General features: G+C 42.5%; 21 protein-coding genes and 1 other RNA gene. 12 read left to right on the top strand and 10 right to left on the bottom strand.

From position 1 onward, the window contains the following. Positions 1–26: 26 nt before the first annotated feature. The 6 genes from U5K72_01490 to U5K72_01465 form a co-directional block, all read right to left on the bottom strand. Positions 27–863, bottom strand: a complete 837-nt coding sequence (locus tag U5K72_01490; protein MDZ7717474.1) for a purine-nucleoside phosphorylase — start codon at positions 861–863, stop codon at positions 27–29. A gap of 27 nt (positions 864–890) precedes the next feature. Next, entirely contained in the window at positions 891–1,496 is a 606-nt protein-coding gene (locus tag U5K72_01485; protein MDZ7717473.1) for a DivIVA domain-containing protein, read from the bottom strand. Between the two features lie 97 nt (positions 1,497–1,593). After that, the gene (locus U5K72_01480; GenBank protein MDZ7717472.1) at positions 1,594–1,950 is read right to left on the bottom strand and encodes a hypothetical protein; all 357 of its coding nucleotides are present in this window, start codon (positions 1,948–1,950) and stop codon (positions 1,594–1,596) included. A 12-nt stretch (positions 1,951–1,962) separates the two neighbouring features. Beyond that, complete coding sequence (locus U5K72_01475; GenBank protein MDZ7717471.1) at positions 1,963–2,328, bottom strand: hypothetical protein; 366 nt, start codon at positions 2,326–2,328, stop codon at positions 1,963–1,965. A 2-nt stretch (positions 2,329–2,330) separates the two neighbouring features. Continuing rightward, positions 2,331–2,645 (bottom strand): hypothetical protein, encoded by a 315-nt coding sequence (locus U5K72_01470; protein ID MDZ7717470.1) that lies wholly within the window; start codon positions 2,643–2,645, stop codon positions 2,331–2,333. Positions 2,646–2,741: 96 nt separating this feature from the next. Beyond that, positions 2,742–3,440 (bottom strand): YggS family pyridoxal phosphate-dependent enzyme, encoded by a 699-nt coding sequence (locus U5K72_01465; GenBank protein MDZ7717469.1) that lies wholly within the window; start codon positions 3,438–3,440, stop codon positions 2,742–2,744. A 347-nt stretch (positions 3,441–3,787) separates the two neighbouring features. Here U5K72_01465 and U5K72_01460 point away from each other — a divergent pair, with 347 nt between their 5' ends. The 4 genes from U5K72_01460 (at position 3,788) to U5K72_01445 (ending at position 7,219) form a co-directional block, all read left to right on the top strand. Further along, positions 3,788–4,840, top strand: a complete 1,053-nt coding sequence (locus tag U5K72_01460; protein ID MDZ7717468.1) for a Nif3-like dinuclear metal center hexameric protein — start codon at positions 3,788–3,790, stop codon at positions 4,838–4,840. A 19-nt stretch (positions 4,841–4,859) separates the two neighbouring features. Beyond that, positions 4,860–5,594, top strand: coding sequence for a hypothetical protein (locus U5K72_01455; GenBank protein MDZ7717467.1), 735 nt, complete (start codon positions 4,860–4,862; stop codon positions 5,592–5,594). A gap of 569 nt (positions 5,595–6,163) precedes the next feature. Continuing rightward, positions 6,164–6,568: RNase P RNA component class A (gene rnpB, locus U5K72_01450), an RNA gene on the top strand. A 132-nt stretch (positions 6,569–6,700) separates the two neighbouring features. After that, entirely contained in the window at positions 6,701–7,219 is a 519-nt protein-coding gene (locus U5K72_01445; GenBank protein MDZ7717466.1) for a DUF4168 domain-containing protein, read from the top strand. A 112-nt stretch (positions 7,220–7,331) separates the two neighbouring features. Here U5K72_01445 and smpB read toward each other — a convergent pair whose 3' ends face one another. The 4 genes from smpB to U5K72_01425 form a co-directional block, all read right to left on the bottom strand. Beyond that, positions 7,332–7,817 (bottom strand): SsrA-binding protein SmpB, encoded by a 486-nt coding sequence (smpB, locus tag U5K72_01440; protein ID MDZ7717465.1) that lies wholly within the window; start codon positions 7,815–7,817, stop codon positions 7,332–7,334. 114 nt (positions 7,818–7,931) lie between these two features. Continuing rightward, a complete protein-coding gene (locus tag U5K72_01435; protein MDZ7717464.1) occupies positions 7,932–8,366 on the bottom strand; it encodes a hypothetical protein in 435 nt (144 codons plus the stop codon). A 163-nt stretch (positions 8,367–8,529) separates the two neighbouring features. Next, positions 8,530–9,735, bottom strand: a complete 1,206-nt coding sequence (locus U5K72_01430; GenBank protein ID MDZ7717463.1) for a site-2 protease family protein — start codon at positions 9,733–9,735, stop codon at positions 8,530–8,532. Positions 9,736–9,770: 35 nt separating this feature from the next. Continuing rightward, positions 9,771–10,991 carry an arginine deiminase family protein gene (locus tag U5K72_01425; GenBank protein MDZ7717462.1) on the bottom strand — a complete coding sequence of 407 codons (1,221 nt, stop codon included), beginning with the start codon at positions 10,989–10,991 and terminating at the stop codon, positions 9,771–9,773. A 187-nt stretch (positions 10,992–11,178) separates the two neighbouring features. Here U5K72_01425 and U5K72_01420 point away from each other — a divergent pair, with 187 nt between their 5' ends. From U5K72_01420 to U5K72_01385, 8 genes are all read left to right on the top strand, one after another. After that, positions 11,179–11,418: a hypothetical protein gene (locus U5K72_01420; protein ID MDZ7717461.1), complete on the top strand. Its 240-nt coding sequence runs from the start codon at positions 11,179–11,181 to the stop codon at positions 11,416–11,418. 72 nt (positions 11,419–11,490) lie between these two features. Continuing rightward, on the top strand, positions 11,491–12,546 hold the full coding sequence (locus tag U5K72_01415) for a family 16 glycosylhydrolase (protein MDZ7717460.1): 1,056 nt from the start codon (positions 11,491–11,493) through the stop codon (positions 12,544–12,546). 463 nt (positions 12,547–13,009) lie between these two features. After that, the gene (locus tag U5K72_01410) at positions 13,010–13,588 is read left to right on the top strand and encodes a TetR/AcrR family transcriptional regulator (GenBank protein ID MDZ7717459.1); all 579 of its coding nucleotides are present in this window, start codon (positions 13,010–13,012) and stop codon (positions 13,586–13,588) included. Further along, complete coding sequence (locus U5K72_01405; GenBank protein MDZ7717458.1) at positions 13,575–14,330, top strand: outer membrane lipoprotein-sorting protein; 756 nt, start codon at positions 13,575–13,577, stop codon at positions 14,328–14,330. Before U5K72_01410 ends, U5K72_01405 begins: the two co-directional genes overlap by 14 nt. 101 nt (positions 14,331–14,431) lie before the next feature. Further along, positions 14,432–14,815, top strand: a complete 384-nt coding sequence (locus U5K72_01400) for a hypothetical protein (protein MDZ7717457.1) — start codon at positions 14,432–14,434, stop codon at positions 14,813–14,815. 41 nt (positions 14,816–14,856) lie between these two features. Next, complete coding sequence (locus U5K72_01395; GenBank protein ID MDZ7717456.1) at positions 14,857–15,654, top strand: FtsX-like permease family protein; 798 nt, start codon at positions 14,857–14,859, stop codon at positions 15,652–15,654. Position 15,655: 1 nt separating this feature from the next. Then, positions 15,656–16,879, top strand: coding sequence for an FtsX-like permease family protein (locus U5K72_01390; protein ID MDZ7717455.1), 1,224 nt, complete (start codon positions 15,656–15,658; stop codon positions 16,877–16,879). Positions 16,880–17,153: 274 nt separating this feature from the next. Beyond that, positions 17,154–17,837 (top strand): ABC transporter ATP-binding protein, encoded by a 684-nt coding sequence (locus U5K72_01385; GenBank protein MDZ7717454.1) that lies wholly within the window; start codon positions 17,154–17,156, stop codon positions 17,835–17,837. The last annotated feature ends 9 nt before the right edge of the window (positions 17,838–17,846 follow it).

Raw genomic sequence — 17,846 nt, 5'->3', positions numbered from 1 at the left:
AAACTTTAACTTTAAACCACTCGTGCTTATAGTTTTTCTAAAACCCGGATGATCACTTTTGTCATTTTAGGTTCTGCTATGCCGGCCGCTTCTAAAATATCTTCGATATTAACAGGTTCCAGTGCGTCGGGAAAACATTCGTCTGTAATTGCGGAAATACCTAAAACATCCATTCCCATATGTACGGCAGAAATCACTTCAGGGATGGTACTCATTCCAACCACATCCGCACCGATCAAACGCAGAAAACGATATTCAGATTTGGTTTCAAGCATTGGCCCGCTTACAGCTACATACACGCCTTGATGCATCGGTATGGAGTCTTCAAGTGCTACAGTCTGTGCAATTTCACGTAAACGTTCGGTGTAAGGATCACTCATATCAGGAAATCTTGGTCCCAGTTCATCATCATTCGGGCCGATGAGCGGGTTGTCTCCCAACAGATTGATATGATCTGAAATCAGCATGATATCCCCCCGTTTATATTGGGGATTCATTCCGCCGCAAGCGTTACTTACAAACAGTGTATCAGCTCCATTCTCCTTCAGTATGCGAATCGGGAAAACGATCTGCTGCATGGTGTATCCTTCATAATAGTGGAAGCGTCCCTGCATGGCTACCACCTCCTTTCCGCCAAGAGTGCCAAACAGCAATTTTCCGGCATGGCTTTCCACAGTTGAAACAGGAAAATGAGGAATTTGATCGTAAGAGATCTGGTCAACTATATTCATCTCATCGGCAAGCTGCCCCAAACCGGTTCCCAGTATTAACATATAATTGGGACGTAAGTCTGTATGAGATTGAATAAATTGTAAAGCTTCGTCGCGTTTTTCCCTAAAGAGTTTTACTGAGTCTAATGCCATTTTATTAAATATTGAAAAGGTGATTCATTAATCAAGTTCGTCGATGATATCGTCAATTTTTTCCGCTCCGGGGATGTTACGGCTCTCCTTTGGTGAATGCGTCTTCTCTTCTTTTGTTTTTTCCTTTTGAACTACAGGATTGGCTTCCTGTTCGATGTGCTCGGGTGGTGTGAAAAGTGATCGGTCGTCTTTATTGAATTGCTCGAGGGATTCCTGCGTATTTTCAAGGTAAGATCTCATGCTGCGAATCATCTCTTCGCGTTTGTCAATAAGCTGCATGATGCTTTGCCGGACTTCCCTGCGCTGCTGATTAGCGTCCTTAACAATCGATTCTGCCTCCATCTCGGCCTTTTCGCGAATCATATTCGCCTCTTTTTTTGCTCCACTCAATTTCTCCTCGGCAGAGCTTTTAGCAGTTTGAAGGGTTTCATGCAGTGCTTCTTCTACCCGTTCGTAGTGTTGTAGTTTGCTGTTCATTTTATCAACCTGGTTTTCGAGCTCGCGAATTTTTCCAACCATATGCTCCCATTCGCTGGCAATAAGATTCAGGTAAGATTGAACTTCTGTTGTGTCGTAACCGCGGAGAGATTTTTCAAACTGCTGTTGTTTGATCTCAAGTGCTGTTAATTTCATGTGGGGGATGATCTATGTGGATTCAATAAGATGTTGTAGCTATGAAATAATAAAATAGAGTAAAGTCTTAAAAACAAACAGTCCCCAAAATTAACAGTTATTGATTTAACATATTGCGCAATTTCCCACTTTCTTTTGAGTCCTCTTTTTTGTCATCATTTTCAATTTCTATCTCAATAGCACTTTTTTGTTCTTTTTTGGGTAGCTCTTTCGTGCTTGATCTCTTTTGAGACGAGGGTTTTTCGTCGCTAACAATAGCTTCCAGGTTCGATAATCGCTGATCGGTCTTCTCTTTAAATTCCCGGAGTGCGGATAGAAATTCCTGGTTTTCAGAGAGATTCTTTGAGGATCCCTTTTTTACCCAGGCCTTGATAATACTGCCAATAACGCCTAAAAAGACGATCGATACGATGCTGCCAAATACAATTGCTACGATAAAAATATCTTCATTCATAATAGCGGTTATTTATTTGTTTAACATATTTTTGAGTTTAGATGGCGGGTTCAATGCTTCCTTCTCAGTTCTGTTGTCATCTAAATCAAACTCAATTGAACTCTGTTTTTGAGTAACTCGATTTTTCGATCTGTCTGCGGCAGGATTTTCAGCCGCCGCAATTTTTTCAAGATTTTGCACACGGGAATCCATATTCTCTTTGAATTCGCGCAGAGCATTTAAAAACTCTTTGTTTTCGGTCAGTTCTCCACTCCTGTTCTTTTCCTTTATTGACGTCGTGATAATCGTTGTTACAGACGAGACAATAACAATCACCGTCACACAGATCATAATGACGATGGGGATCATCCACGGTTCAAGAAATTGTAGATATTCCATATTTATTCACGTTTTGTTTTTGCACGGTCAGCCACTTTTTGTTTGTTTTCCTCCGTTATGGACTGCTTATCATCAACTTCGATAAAATCCCGGGGATTTGCATCGTTCATTTTAAAATCATCCGGATTTTGTGCTGCTATGGCTTCAAGATTTTCTATTCTCTTTTTCATCTGCTGAACCAATTTACGCAGGTCATCTACCTCTTCATCCTGTTTACTATTTTTAGACTCCCATTGAAGCTTGTTCTTTTGATAGTCAATCAAATATCCTCCAAGAATAGCAACCAGGATAATAACAGCAACTAAAGCGCCAGACATAATGTGTTTATTTAAATTGAACCCTACGGTCTATGTAAAAGATCAAATGCGTAAATAGCAAGTTTTTCAAGACGATTTTTATAACGTTTGTACTCTTTAATAGTTGCGCTCACCAAAAATGGCTGTTCCAATGCGAACCATGGTGGAGCCCTCTTCAATAGCCACAGTAAAGTCGTTTGTCATTCCCATGGAAATATGCTCCAGGTTTACAGCTCCATCATTTAAATGCTGATGCTCATCCGAAAGTTGTTTCAAGAGTTTAAATTCAGGCCGAACAACATCATGGTCATCTGTAAAGGTTGCCATTCCCATCAACCCCCGTACACGCGTGTGTTTAAGATCCTGTCCGTATTTTAGAATTTTTTCCAAATCTTCGGGATCGCATCCGCTTTTTTGATCTTCATCACTGATATTTACCTGAACCAGGGCATTGATGATTCTTCCCTCCCTCGATGCTCGCTTCTCAATCTCTTTCAGGGCTTTCTTTTTATGAACCGATTGAATCCAGTTTACCCGGTGAGCCATATATTTAATTTTATTGGTCTGTAAATTCCCGATGAAGTGCCATTGAATTGATTCATCCGGGATGGACTCCATTCTGTCTTCCAGGGCCTTCGCACGGTTCTCGCCAAAGTGAACCTGATTGTCTTTTAGCAGTTCATGGATATCTTCATCCGGTTTCAGTTTGCTTACTGCAATTAGTAATACTTCTGAGGGATCTCTGCCCGCTTTTATGCAGGCTTCTTTAATTTGGTTTTTTACCTGTTGATATCGTTCATGTATAATTTCGCTCATAGAAAATCTTTTGGCACGTTTTATTATAGACAGTTGTTAATTCATTGCTGCAACTACAAGATAATACAATAAAGGTATCTGATTGATTCACATAAACACAAGTAATGTGTAAAAGCTCAGATTTGATTCCAATTTTCAATATGAAAGAAACAGGTTTTCAAACTTAATTATCAGATCAGGTAAAAATGGATAAAAATTGTTTTTAATGGAATAAAATGATTCGTATTTTTGAGATCTGTGAAAAAAACAATGACACACCAGCGAAAGTCCATACATAGGAAAGCCGCAGGGTTCAAATCCCGAAAGTCTGAAAGAACATATCAATTCTTGAGGGGAGGAGAACAAACTTGAACATCCAGGTAAGTCATATAACAAACTTTATGCACCAGTGGGCTCCCCCGGGCATAAAAATGAGTTATGATAATGTTGGACTTTTACTTGGCGATCCCAAGGCTTCTGTTTCACGAATTCTTGTTTGCCTCGATGTGACCGAAGAGGTTGTTGATGAAGCACTCGAGAAAGAATGTGAACTCATTGTTTCCCACCATCCACTTATTTTCAAAGAAATTTCCAGCATCAATCCCACCCACGAGCAAGGGCGGATCATCTATAAAATGATCCGAAACAACATTGCCCTTCTGTCCGCACACACAAACTTAGACGCTGCTTTGGATGGTGTTTCGTTTGTACTGGCAAATAATTTGGGTTTGGATAACCTTCAGTTTCTCGATAAAGCTTATAACATTAGCCGTAAAATTTCCCTCACTACGGACTATGAGGACACTGAAGCCGTCTTAAAACTTTTGAATTACTATTCTGCCGAGGAAGCTCACTTTTATGAAGTGGACGGAAGAAAAGACGGCCAGAAAAATTTTGAAGCGATTATTGATCAGCACTACGTTTCGCAGCTTCGCAATGCGCTCGAGAAAGAGGGTCTGCTTAAAAAGGGAAGTTTCCAGGTGATTGAGATGTCTACCCCAACCAATAATTTTGGAATGGGAGTGTTGGGCTACTATCCTGATGATGGAATTGCGAAGGATGAATTTTTACATCTGGTATGCAGGGCACTGGATGTTCCTTCCCTGCGATATTCCGGCAATGCAGAACGAATTAAAAAAGTAGCTGTATGTGGTGGAGCTGGTGCTTTTCTGAAGGACAAAGCCATAAAATCGGGGGCAGATGCTTTTGTAACCGCCGATATTAAATATCATGACTACTTTATCGAACGAACGAATTTTTTACTGGTGGATGCCGGGCACTATGAAAGTGAATTCCCGGTTGTAGAAGCGATCCGTAAAGAACTATCTGAAGCGTTTGAAAACCTGCAGGTTGACGCAACAGAAAACGTAACAAACCCGATGGAGATTTACGTTACCGAATTTGAAAATAAAAACATTTAAAATTTCCTAATTCAATACCATGCAAGAGGTACTCCAACAACTCGCAAATCTTCAATACATTGACAGCCGGATTGATGAAATACGGCAGCTCCGTGGTGATTTACCAGAAGAAGTTCTGGACATTGAAACAAATATTAACCGGTTAAACGCTAAAATTAATCAGCTCAAGGAAGAGAAGGAAGAGCTTACAGGCGAAAAGAAAAAACTGGAGCTTGAAATTGAGTCTTCTCTTGAAAAAACAGAGAAGTACGAGGAGCAGCAACTAACTGTCCGAAACAACCGAGAGTACGATGCTCTGACTAAAGAGATTGAGGCTCAAAAACAGTTTGTTGAAAACTCAACTTCAAGAATCGAAGAGATTGAAAAACGCCAGGAAGAGCTCGATGAGAAATTGGGTGAAATAGAGGAAAGGCTTGAAGAGACCAATAAACTTCACGAAGAGAAAAAAGAGAATCTTGATGAAGTTATTGAGAACACTAAATCTGAAGAGGAGAAGCTCCTTGAAAAAAGAGAAGAGCTGGAAGAAGAGCTTGACAACCGCTACGTTCGCAGCTATAATCGTCTCAGAGATGGTTTATCAAACGGAATTGCTGTTGTCGGTATGGAGAAAGGCGCTGCCCTGGGAATGGCACTCCCTCCCCAAACGCAGGTTGAAGTTCGCCGCAAGAACAAAGTTATTATTGACGAAAACAGCGGCCGTATTGTAATTGATCCCTCCTTTTTTGAAGAGGCTAAAAAACAGCTTGAGATTTAAATCTGACCGTTATGTGCCGGAGAGTGACCGGCCCATCCCGAACTACCGGGGTTTCTCCGGTATCGAATAGATCTGATGTACCTGTTTAGCGATCTGACAGACGAAAAAAAGCCAATCTCTTGGCACAGACCGTTTTTTCGCCCTCACCCCTCTCGCGGGGGAGAGGGCGAAACGATGAATGGCCTGGAACAAGGAGTCTTTCGCGCGCTAAATACGTACAATATGATATAGATCTATTATAGAAGGCTATGCAAAACAATGACCGTCATCCTGAACTTGATTCAGGATCTCCAGATACTGGCTATAAAGACGAATGGAGAATCTGAATCGAGTTCAGATAGACGCATACCCACGGTTTTGCAAAGCCTTCTTATATCATATCGGGAACAACCGTACTGAATCATTCTTCCGTTGTGTAGTGAGCGTAACTGAATCAACGTTTAGAAATAATGGGCAAGCTGCCCGTTGTAGAACGGATGATACCAGCTCAGCGAGCGGTTTAATATTTCTGCAAAATGGAATCGTCAGTCCAATCGTTATTTAAATCGCCTTATAATCATTATCTTTTAAAAGGTTTTCAGGCAATCGTTCCGGCCACGGTCGGGAAGGAAAGTCCGAACACCTACGAGTACTGTACTTCCTAACGGGAAGATTCCGGATCAATAACGGGATAGCCAGTGCCACAGAAAACAGACTTCCCTTCAAAGTGGAGAAGAACGGGGTAAATCCTCCTTCGCTGAAGCTTCGGAGGGTAAAGGTGAAAAGGTGAGGTAAGAGCTCACCGCCCCGGTGGTGACATTCGGGGGCAGGGCAAACCTTACAGGGTGCAAGTTCACGCAGGTTGTGCGCCACTCGTCGCTATACAACCGGGTAGAACGCATACGATCCCGATGGCAACATCGGGGCCAGATAAATGGTTGCCACCCCGACTTATAGTTGGGGTACAGAATTCGGCTTATCGAAAACCTAAACAAATTGGCTGTTTCGTCTTGAAATAGCCAATTTTCTTCGAAACATCTGAGATGATGTGCCATTTAATTAATCATAATAAAAGCATCTTGCAGTAGTTAGCAAACTGCAAATTCAACAAGAATTAATTCTACATAATGCATATTTCAAAAAAATTAGTACTTACACTTATTTGTTCACTTTTTGCTGCCGGTTCTATGTTTGCTCAGGCGCAGCAGCAACCGCAAATGCCGCCGCAACAGCAAGATTTACCTACCTCATCTGATGTCAGCGATGAAGAGATCACACAACTTGGAGAGGCTGTTGAGGAGTTAGAGCCTATTCAGGCAGAAACACAGGAGAAAATAAGATCAGCAGTTGAAAAGGAAGACCTGACTTTTGAAAGATTTCAACAGATGATGATGGCCATGCAGAATCCACAAATGGCACAGCAGGTGAATATTACGGATGAAGAGAAATCCAAAATTCAAACGTTGCAGCCAACACTCATGCAGATTCAAACCGAGGCTCGTCAGCAAATGAGCACTAAAATTGAGGAAAATGGTTTAACAATGCAGCGATATCAGCAGATTATAATGGGAGCGCAACAAGATCCCGAACTGATGTCCCGAGTGGAAGATGAGTTGGGCTTACCACAACAAGGCAACCAACAATAACAGTTTACAATAAAAGTTGATTGAAAGGCTTGGTTCATTTCGAATCAGGCCTTTTTTATTTCAAGGAGAGATTTCGCGGTTTCAGGGTAAAGCTTGCCAGAATTTACGTTGGTTACAGGTTTACGCTGTAATTCCCTTTGATCTTCCGGTCAAGTTCGCGGCGTATATCTTTCTCTTTAATGTCTTCTCGTTTGTCGTACTGTTTTTTACCACGAGCTAATCCCATCAGAATTTTTGCATATCCGCGTTTAAAATAGAGCTTGAGTGGTACAAGAGTATACCCTTTCTGATTAATGTTCTTGTCTATTTCGCGAATCTCCCTTCGTTTCAATAATAGCTTTCGGTCGCGTCTCTCATCGTGATTAGCATAGGATCCAAACTTATACGGTTTGATATACATATTCTTCAACCAAACCTCTCCGTTCTGCAGATAAGCAAAAGCCTCATTCAGGCTGGCCTTCCCCTGGCGCAGTGATTTAACTTCTGTACCCTTCAAAGAAATACCGGCCTCATACGTTTCATCAATATGGAAATCGTGCCGGGCTTTGCGGTTTTTTAGAGTGGGTGTTGTATTTGAGTTTTGATTCTTTTTCGCCAATGCGATTTGTGATTGATAGGTTTAGAATTCGTTCTCTGTTGAACAAGGTAAGCAGATTCTTGTTGAACTCAGAATAATGAACACGACAATGTAGCCGATGGAAACCCAAGATTTTTAATACTCAATTCCCACTTCTTCTAATCCTTCCAAAACATCCGGCTCGGGGTTGCGGTCAGGAATGGTTTTATAGATCGACAGAATTTGGTTGATATTCGTTCGGGCAACCTGGTTTTCCGGGTTGATGCGTAACACTTCTGTAAATTGAGTTAGAGCCCTGTTCATACGTGTTCTCATCTCGGTCTGATCGAATGTATTCATGCTGTGAAGCCCGTAATTGAGGTGTGTTTTTTCCAGCAGTTGTTGAATCGTTGGATCTTGTTGATTTTCTTCACTCAACAAAGAGAGAGCCGTTTCATATTCATTGGCCTGAATTAACTGATCTACCTTTTCGGGAAGCGGGGCGTTTTCATCTACAACATCGGGTTCAGATTCACCGCAGGAGATCAGGAGTAAGAGAAAAAGAGGGATCGAAAGTTTAAGAAGGTTCATTGAACGAAAAAAGGATTAAATATCAGGTCATAGTTTGAGGTAAATTAATCTCCCCTTCGAAGGGGAATGTGCGCATGATTGAATGTCGTGAGAACGGGGTGTCATCCCCCGAGTTCACACGACATTCGTCGTGCTCACATTCCCCCTTCAAAGGGGGAAGCTATCAATTCACAAAATAAATGGGTGTCGGGCTGATACAGAGGATAAATACAGCCATACTGATCCAGCCGAGCCGTTTCCTCCATGGCGACAATGGCCGCTCAAAGATAACAGGAGGGTGTTCCATTTTTACAAAATAAACAAGAAAGAAACTCCAAAATACCCAGATTAACGATCCGGTTTGTGTAAACCCGGATGTAAAATAAAGGTATGCTACCGTTGATATCAGAGATATGGCCCACATGGGGGCGATCCAGACATGTTCACTGTAAAATCCTTTTCTAAACAGAAATAATAAGATTAGTGCCCAGAGCATTATGGAGAGAAATCCATATCCGGGCATCCATCCGTCAATATTTAGAAAGAGAAAAGGGATCGCTTCAATTCCTCCGAGTGTAGCAATAGATCCAAAGCAAATTCTGGCCACCGTTCGGTGTTTTTTGTATCCAATCAAAGAGTATAAAATATGTCCGCCGTCAAGCTGGCCAATCGGCATTAGGTTCAGCGCTGTAAAAAAGAGTCCCAGCCATCCTGCAAAAAGAAACGGGAAATGATACATTTCGTACATGGGCGGTACATTCTCAAAAAAGCTGGCCAGGAATGAAAACAGTAAAGTATGTCCCAGCATAATGGTTGAACCCTCGGGCGCATTTTCAATTTCCGGGGGCGTTTCCGGGTACTGTCCCGTTTCCTGAACATGGCTGATAACCTCTTCGTGTCCTGCAAAATTTTCGATGAATGATGGATCAGGCAGGGTTGAGAATCCATAAAGTAAAACAATAAGAGACACCAGAAAGCCTGCAATTGGCCCCGCTATACCGATATCAAACAGTTTCTTCGTTTCCTGGATGCGCTCTTCAATTTTAATAACGGCGCCCATGGTTCCAATCCCGAGTGGAATAGGAATAAAGTAAGGCAGGGTAACTTTTACATTGTGATAAACGGCTGCGAAATAGTGTCCGAACTCATGCGTGGCCAGGAATGCCAGAAGCAAAGTGGCGAATAGAGCTCCTTCCGGCCACATATCAAGATAAGATGCGGTATCTGCCGATTGACCCACCCAGAAGATTCCGACGAATGTGACGCATGCAAACGTGGCAATAAACAACGCCACATGCTTCAGGATAGTCCATAAGCCGGGTTGATTCTTAGGCTGCTCTTTAATATTGGGAAGTTCCTGCGTCTGTGTTTCTGCCTCTGGAAATGCCAAACTACTTCAGATTAAATTTTTTTCAATTAAAACTGTCATGTACGTGAAATGGGCATCGTCATACAACGCGCTCCGCCCCGGCCCCGACAAAGTTCGTGACCTTCAAAGCTGATTGCAATCTTACCCTCTTTTTCAGGATTAAGATCTTTGTTTTCAAATTCTTCAATAAACTCATATTGGTTCATGTGCCTGTAGCCATGGCTCACTAACGCCTCAAACGTTTTTGTGTTGCGGCCATATCCTACAACAATTCCCGGTGCCAGGGCAAACAAGTTTGCACCGTCTGTCCATTGTTCCCGAAACTGATCGATACGTTTTTCGCCGCCGCATTTAATAAACGTAAACTCTTTGCCGGTTAATTCCTCCAATATCTCTTTCAGAGATGTACACTGCCTGCACTGAACTGCATCACCGTTTAAAAAAAGATCTACAACATTATTCTCTTTCTCCTCAATAGAGGGTGGAAAGACTACACATTCAGTTTTATCTGCAAATGTAAAAATGGTGTCGAGATGCATGGACGATCGTTGTTTGGGAATATCAACTGCCAGCACATGTTCCACTCCGTGATGCAGTAACTGCTCGGCAACTCCCATCAAACCGCTGAATGAGGTGCGTTCGCTCATACCAATCAGTACAATATCGTCTGATGCAATCAATACATCTCCGCCCTCGATGGTTTGATGCCCGCCAACTGTTATGGCGTTTTCTTTTACCGATTCAAACAGTGGATGATGATGCACAATCGTCCGCATCAACAAAAATTCCCTTGCCCGGGCTTCTTTTGCTGCTCGTGAAAGAATTACAGTATTTCGTGCAACGGCGGCAAGATCGCGGGTGAACAGTAAATTGGGGGCTGGATGAAGATTGAACGTGTGATCTCCCAAAACTCCCTCGGCCACAAACCGGACAAATTCTTTCGGATGGAGCCGGATAAGTTCTTTTTCTACGGTATGAATATTTTCAAATGGCTGCTCTTTAATCATCCATTCAATAAATTCTGCGCGTATATCTTCTGATGCAAAAACCTCCTCGGCCAGATCCAGAATTTCAAAAATTTCTCCATCATCAGGCATTGCAGTGCTGAAGATTTTCAGCATATCGATATGTTCATATTTGGCATCACTTTCAAAGATGATGTCATCAAAAAGAAGCTCTTCCTTAATATTTGGATTCACCAGGGAAACTTCACGTCCGGGCGAATGTACAATCAAGCCCCGAAGCACGCCGGTTTCAGAAGAAATATTGATATTCATAGAGTTCAGGTTAAATGAGAGGATGAAGATACGCTTTTTCGTGCAGCTTTTTTAAGAAGAATCGATCAGTAAAGTGTGAGAATTGGCTTTCATACAAACAAATTTTTTGGATCATTTTTATAAAACAAAGAAGCCATTTTTTCGTACTGGTTTTTAATAAATAAGCTCAACTATACTATCCAAAGAAATGAAGAAAAATCTGCTGTTTTTACTTTTATTATCCTGTTTTCTGGGGCTTGAAACAACAAAAGCTCAACAAAATTCTGACCTGAAGTATAGAACTTTTCGGGTGACTCTTCTTCCCGGTTTGAGTACCAATGGCGTTGAAGCACCCAACTATTCATGGTATTCCTTTTTTGATGGCAACAGAGGCACTCATAATTTCGATTTTTGGGTAGAGATGTCTGCCGGTATTCAACTCTTTTGAGAGGTTCATGCAATTTGTTCTGTGAAATATTGTTAATTTAGTATCAAACGACCGATCAAATTGTACTATAAAATGATTGATGCATTGAGTGCCGCCAAAAGTTCTATACTTCTTCTCTTTTTTATTCTGTTCATGATTTTTTCAGGATGTAGTGAAGAGAGTAATCAGGAAAATGAAATTGACAAGCTCACGATTCAAACTGCAACAATAGTTGAGGGTAATGCTGATACCATCGCCGAAATCCCTGTTAATTTGGAGGGGTCGCTGGTTTCGGACGTAACTGTATCGTATGAAATTGAAGAGGGAACGGCATTAAATGGGGATGATCTGAATGCAACAAATGGAGAGATAACCTTTAGTCCCGATAATTTAAAAGCCGTTATTCCGGTAGAGGTGATGGGTGATGAGTATTTTGAACTCTCGGAAACATTTAAAGTAAAGCTGACAGCTGATGGCCGTTCAACAACATTTATAATCACCATTTCTGACAACGATGATATGGCCGAAATCCTCTCGGATGAAGATGGATTTTATACACCTGAAGAATATCCGTCCATGAGTTTAAAATGGAGTGATGAATTCAATGGTGATCAGCTAAACACCGCCGATTGGACCTATGAAATTGGGGATGGTTGTCCTGATCTCTGCCAATGGGGGAATAGAGAGCTTCAGGATTACACGGATATCGATTCGAATTCAAATGTCGAAAATGGTATGCTTACAATAACTGCCCGGAAGGATGGCAGTGACTACACATCGGCACGAATCAAAACCGAAGATAAAGTGGAACTTCAATACGGCCGGATTGATATCCGCGCCAAACTTCCAAAAGGACAAGGAATCTGGCCGGCTATCTGGATGCTTGGTGCCAATATCGATCAGGTTGGCTGGCCGATGAGCGGTGAGATTGACATCATGGAGTTGGTTGGGCATGAACCAAGCATTGTTCACGGCACTGTTCATTACGATGATGGCGGATACGATTCATCAACCGGTATGAAGGGGTTATCCTGCGGAACATATTCCGATCAGTTTCACGTCTACACCTTGGTTTGGGAGAAAGATCAAATTAGTTGGTATGTGGACAATCAATGGTTTAAGACCTTTTCGGCTTCGATCCCAATGTAAATTTCTATCCTTTTAATGCGCGCTTCTTTTTCATCATGAATGTGGCTGTGGGTGGGAACTGGCCCGGTCCGCCCGATCAAACCACCGAATTCCCTCAAGAGATGGTAGTGGATTACATTCGTGTATTTGAGTAATGAGAGTATCCTGCAATTCTAATTGTCTTTCCCCAATTAGTGTTATAATCTTTAAAAAAGTATAGCCAATCAGATAGCCACAAAAACACGAAACCACAAAATTTTTAGTGTTTTTGTGCTTTTGTGGCCTCTTTTAAAGTTGACTATTAAATTGATTTATTGATTCTAACACTATATTAATTTACCGGCTGCTATACTAACAAGATTCAAAACTCATTACAGGACTTCCGCTCACCTCATATTGAGGCACCGAAGCGTAATCGAAGTATTTTGTTTGTTTTGTACAATTTTTTATCTAAATTTTTGACTGAACGTTTAGTCAATTAAAAATGAGCCCACGGACAGCACAACAAAACGAGGAAATTCGGCAGCAAACCCAAAAGCAAATTATTGATTCTGCATTCGAGTTGTTTGCCAATGAAGGCTATTCTAAAACGAGTATTGCGGCAGTTGCTAAAAAAGCAGGGATTTCCAAAGGACTGATCTATCATTACTTTGATAGCAAAGAAGCCATTTTAGAAGCTATTTTTGATCAGTTGGTGAGCATGGGAGATCAAATGATGGACTTCCCGGAAGAGTCTGGTCCCGTGGAAAAGATCAAACAAACCCTGGAGCAAACCTTCGATTTCATAGAGAACGAAACGGGAATGGGCCGATTGATGGTTTCGTTAGCGCTTCAACCGGATGTATTTGACAGCCTCAAACCAAAACTGGATAAAGTTCAAGAGAGACAGATTCTGATGTTTAAAGAGATTATGTGGGATTTGGGGTGCTCCGAGCCCGAACTGGAAGCGTATCAACTGGGGGCCATGTTGGATGGAATTTTGATGGGATATATTGCTATGGGCGATGATTATCCGTTACAGGAATTAAAAGCTAAAATACTGGAGGAATATGTACCTGATTAAAAGAGTTGCTATTGCAGTTTGTTTGTTTGGGTTGATTTCAATTTCAGTTTCGGCTCAATCAGCTGAAGAAATTGTACGCGAAGCATATAAAAAAATGGAGGGCGAGAGTTCGCGAGCAGAGATTACAATGGAAATTGTACGCCCTAATTGGACCCGAAGTGTATCCATGAAAAGCTGGAGCTTGGGAGAAGATTACAGCCTGATTTTGATTACTGCCCCTGCCCGTGATGAAGGAACATCATTCCTGATGAGAAACAATGAAATATGGAACTGGCTGCCGGATGTAAACCGGACCATCAAAATGCCGCCTTCTATGATGAGCCAGTCGTGGATGGGTTCTGACTTTTCCAATAATGATCTGGTTCGCGAATCTTCGGTCATAACAGATTATACATACATTATGATGGATAGTGAGACTGTGGATGGGTACGATTGCCATGTTATCGAGATGATCCCTAAACCGGATGCTCCCATCGTGTGGGCGAGGGTAGTCAGCTATATTTCAAAAGATGAATATTTGAACCTTCGGGTTGAATATTTTGATGAAGATGATACGTTGGTTCGCATCATGGCTGGATCTGAGGTGAAAGTATTGGGGGGACGGCTCATTCCAACAAAAATGGAGATGATACCTGTTGAAGAGGAAGGAAACAGAACGGTTATTACGTACCAGGATATTGAATTCAATATCGATATCTCTGAAAGTTTCTTTAGCATTCAAAATATGAAGAGGGTACAGTGAAACAGTTAGCAGTAAACAATAAGCAGTTATCAGTTTAAAATCTTCAGCCGTCTGACCGCTCCAAACGGTCTGACGGCTACATACTTTAGCATCAACTAAATATGCTATACTTACAATTAGCCTGGCGAAATATCTGGAGGAATAAGCGTCGTACAATTATCACGATGCTCTCCATTGTTGTGGCTGTTTTACTGGCAGCTGTGATGCGTTCCATGCAGGAAGGGCAGTACACAGATATGGTTGAAAACACGGTAGGCACGTTTTCTGGATATGTGCAGGTCCATGGAAAAGGTTACTGGGAGGATAAAACACTCGATAATACCTTCGTTGCTGCAGATTCGGTATATGCCAACATTCAGAGCGAGCAATCTGTACAAGCCGTGGTTCCCCGGCTGGAATCGTTTGCACTGGCAGCAGGAGAAAATCAAAGCCGGCCTGCGATGGTGATGGGAATAGATGTAGAATGCCGAGAAATCATTGAGTGATCCCGAAAAGCGTATTCAGTCCGGGTCATACTTTGAAAGTAATGAATGAGCGATCCGTAATCCTGGGCCAGGAATTAATGCAGCGGCTGGATGTTCAGCTTGGCGATAGTTTAGTCATGATTGGCCAGGGTTTCAGGGGACAAAGTGCCACCGGCCTCTACAGAATCCGCGGGACCATTGCTTTTCCAAATCCACAGCTCAACCGAAACCTGGTGATGATGCCGCTCGAAACGGCTCAATACTTTCTTGCCGCAGAAAACCGTCTGACCTCCCTCTCCATTATCCTGGATGATACGGAACAGGTTGATGCGACCGTAAAGAGTCTTCAATCAATATTTTCTGATGAGTTCGAAGTTATGAGCTGGCAAACGATGATGCCCGAATTGGTTCAAACCATAGAAGCCGATCGAGGCGCCGGATTGATCATGATATTTGTTTTGTACATCGTAGTAGGCTTTGGAATTTTAGGAACGGTGTTGATGATGATTACCGAACGAACCTACGAATTTGGGGTGATGATTTCGGTTGGAACGCCGCGTTTTGTCATCGCCTTGATGCTGGCAATCGAAATTCTGTTGATGGCGCTGGTGGGAAGCGGAATCGGTATTTTGGTTTCGATTCCCATTGCATGGTATTTCAACATCAATCCCATCGAGTTTTCAGGTGATATTGCCGAGGTATATCAATCCTATGGAATGGAAGCTGTGATGCAATTTTCCACCGAGCCGGTTGTGTTCTATTCGCAGGCTGTCACAATTTTTATCATCACATTGGTTTTCAGCATTATTCCTTTGATTAAAGCCAGCAGGCTCAACCCGGTGGAGGCATTGAGAGGATAATATGGTCAAAAACATCATAAAACTCGGGTGGAAAAATGTATGGAGAAATCCGGCGCGCAGCGGAGTGGTCATTGTAGCGGTGCTGCTGGGAACCTGGGCCGGTATTTTCAGTGCAGGATTTTTTAACGGATTTATGGAAGATTATCTGCACAACCAGATTGAACTATCTATCGGGCACATCCAGATTGAGCACCCTCAATTCGGGGATCTCAACAATCCGAAATTTTCCATTTCAAATGCGGATGAGATCATTCAGTATGCTGAAGAAAAATCATATACAGAAGATGTGTCGGCCAAAAGTATGGCGACCGGTTTGGCTCAAAGTCCCCACAGCAGTTTTGGGGTTAACATTTACGGAATTGATCTTGAAGCAGATACCTCACTGACTGTGAAGCAGTATATCACAAAGGGCGAAATGATTAACACCACCACCTGGAATCCAATCCTGATTGGCATTGAACTCGCCGAACGGCTTGACCTGGAATTAGGATCAAGAATGGTGTTAAGTTTCCAGGACGTGACGGGTGATATCACCGGTGGAGCATTTCGTGTTGCAGGAATTTTCGACACTTTTATGAATCAGTTTGATGAAGGAAATGTATTTGTCCGGAAGAGTGATTTGAACGGGCTTCTTGGAAATATGAATGCCATCCACAATATCAGGATAGATACGGATGATCTTTCGATGGCTGAAATGTATGCAGCACAAATCAAGCAAGAGTTCCCCGATGTAGAAGTAAAAACCTGGCGAGATATTGCTCCCGAGTTGAGATACTCTTTTGATATGATGGATCTCACACTCTACATCGTAATGATCATTATTATTATTGGCCTGATCTTCAGCATCATCAACACCATGTTGATGGCCGTCCTGGAACGAACCCGCGAACTTGGAATGCTGCGTGCCATTGGAATGAATAAATCGCGAACCTTCAGTATGGTAATGATTGAAACTGTATTTCTGACGATGGTGGGCGCTCCCGGCGGAGTCTTCCTGGGCTGGATCTTTATCACCTATTTTGGAAATGTTGGAATAGATTTGAGTGCGTTTGCACAGGGGTTGAATCAGTGGGGAATCGGAACGGTCGTGTATCCGTCACTCACATGGCCGTATTATCTGAATATCATGCTGATGATTGCAGCGGCGTCATTATTGTCAGCTTTATATCCCGCCTGGCGAACCTTAAAGCTGAAACCCGTTCAAGCGATTCGAAAGTTTAATTAAAGATGAGGAGTGCGGAATGTGGAAACATCAAGTACAAAATTCATGAACATCAAATTTTATACAAAACAGTCATCGGATGAGTGTTGCTACTTTTTACTCGTTCCGAAGGTCCTCCTTCGGAACGCCAACCTGAAGCTCCGCTTCCATTCAACCATCACACCAATCAAATGGATTCAAACACTACAGATATTTTACCAGAAGCAGAGCTTCCAAGGGCAATGTTCCGAAGGAAGGCCTTCGGAACAAGTAACCCGCAACCTGTAACCAGATCGCCATGTCAGTCATAACAACAACCGGATTAACCAAAGTGTACAACCCGGATCAGGTGCCGGTTCATGCCCTCAGAGGAGTGGATCTCACGATTGAGAAAGGGGAGTTTACGTCTATCGTGGGGCCTTCCGGATCAGGAAAAACAACTCTGCTCAATATTATTGGTGGATTGGATGAACCGACCGAAGGAAGAGCACAGATTCAGGATACCGATTTGAGCACTCTTTCAGACCGTAAGCTGATCAATTTTCGGCTGCATCACATCGGGTTTGTGTTCCAGGCGTATAATTTAATTCCGGTTTTGACAGCGATCGAAAATGTATCCTTCATCATGCAGATGCAGGGTCGCCCGGCAAAAGAGTGTCGCAAAAAAAGTATGGAGTTGTTAAAAGAGGTTGGCCTGGAAGATAAAATTAACAAACGACCTTCAGAACTTTCCGGAGGACAGCAGCAGCGTGTGGCCGTGGCGAGAGCGCTGGCATCCAAACCCGCATTTGTTTTGGCCGATGAACCGACTGCCAATCTCGATTCCGTTTCCACCGCAGAATTGTTGGACATGATGCTGGAACTGAATGAACGCGAAGAGATGACCTTCGTATTCTCCACCCACGATCAGCGGGTTATTGACCGTGCGAGGAGAGTGGTAACCCTCGTGGACGGTAAAATTGATACAGATGAAAAGAGATGAAAAGTACTC

The organism is Balneolaceae bacterium, assembly GCA_034521495.1.
Taxonomy (GTDB): Bacteria; Bacteroidota; Rhodothermia; order Balneolales; family Balneolaceae; genus Rhodohalobacter.
This window is presented reverse-complemented; position numbering and strand designations above follow the sequence as displayed.